This is a genomic window from Acinetobacter sp. YH12152 (assembly GCF_013418285.1).
In the GTDB taxonomy this organism is placed as follows: domain Bacteria; phylum Pseudomonadota; class Gammaproteobacteria; order Pseudomonadales; family Moraxellaceae; genus Acinetobacter; species Acinetobacter amyesii.
This window is the reverse complement of record NZ_VPCH01000115.1, coordinates 1-1,370: the sequence shown is the minus strand read 5'-3', so window position 1 is coordinate 1,370 and position 1,370 is coordinate 1. Positions and strand designations below refer to the sequence as shown.

1 protein-coding gene is annotated in these 1,370 nt (G+C 43.0%); it reads right to left on the bottom strand.

Translation table 11 applies throughout. The features are described 5' to 3' along the window. Window positions 1-20: 20 nt before the first annotated feature. Entirely contained in the window at window positions 21-1,250 is a 1,230-nt protein-coding gene (locus tag FTU83_RS17195) for a transposase (protein ID WP_180005658.1), read from the bottom strand. Window positions 1,251-1,370 lie beyond the last annotated feature (120 nt).

Below are 1,370 nucleotides of genomic sequence, written 5' to 3'. Positions count from 1 at the left end.
CATAGGTATCTACACATTTTTTATAAATTGAATGCGATCTGAGCAATCGCATTCAGCTCATCAGACGAATACTCTGACAACAACTGAAGAGTGTTCAATAGTATTGAAAGCCCTGCCAGTATGGCAGGGGCACTTTCTAATTTTCCCCTTTTCTGTTGCCTACCTGAAATTCGGGTGAGAAATGCCCGAATTCTTATATTCTGCTCATCTGTACCACGCTGTACTCGCCATGTCAGCACACAAGCCATACTACTGATCAGTAGCCTTCTCAGGATTGCTTGAGGTGTCGTTTGTAGCCATGCCTCAACGTCATGTCCTGCCTGCTTAAGCAATTTAAAATAACACTCAATTGTCCAGCGCCAGTAATACCATGTACTCAATTCTGCTGTATCTATATCCATTGCAACATTACTCAGCAAACACCATCTCGCCACAATTTTACCGTCACAATCCTTAACGACAGAAACAACCAGCCTTGCATCGACAGCATCTCCCTGCTCAGGAGCAACCCGCTTCCCTGAGCTATCTTTCTGCTTTGGTTTTGCTGCGCGTGTTATGCGTATATGGGTCTCACCCACATGTAAAGTATGCTGATTGCCTTTGTAAGAAATATTTTTGATTGAATGCGTTTCTATCTTTTCTGCAATCTCGCCAACTTTGTATGTCTGACCGTGATACTCAACTCGATGACCTTCTTTGGCCCGAATCAGCCATTTGAAGCGATTCTTGCTCATCGCTCTTAGATGGGCAATTGAGTCACCTTCACGATCAATGATATGAACTTTTGTTTTCTCAACCGGATACTGTTCGATCGTTTTGATTTGTTCTGCGAGTGAATCCAAATGGGTTTTTCGCTCGCTGTATTGTTCACTGAATGTGGAATAACAGCCTGATGCGTCAGATAGCGTTTGAGCCAATGGTGCAATGGGAAGCCCCGATGCCGCATCAACCAGTAGACTGCTTTGCAGTTCATAGCCTGAATCATATTGATGGGTTCTTTGAAGACGCTGAGTTTTATTGTTATGTTTCACATATTGCAGTTGAGACCAATCATGAATAATCAGCGCATAAGGGTGAGAGGATTGATCAATCTGTTCAAATGCAAGTCGCTGTATTGGCTCATTCAATTGCTTGAAAGAGACTTTTTCATTATTGAGAAATCGCCAAACTGCCTGGGTGGTTGCAAAACTGGACTTCTGGGCAGAGGCCATTTCCTTAATTGCAGGGGCAAGTGAAGCAAGAGGATTCATATTAAGCTTTACGAGGGCGTTGTATCGTCTGACGAGACGTGTATCAAGATGGGAGATATTAAATTGAAGAGCATGCTCTTCAATTTAACCCAAAACTTGGGATTTGTGTAGATACCTATG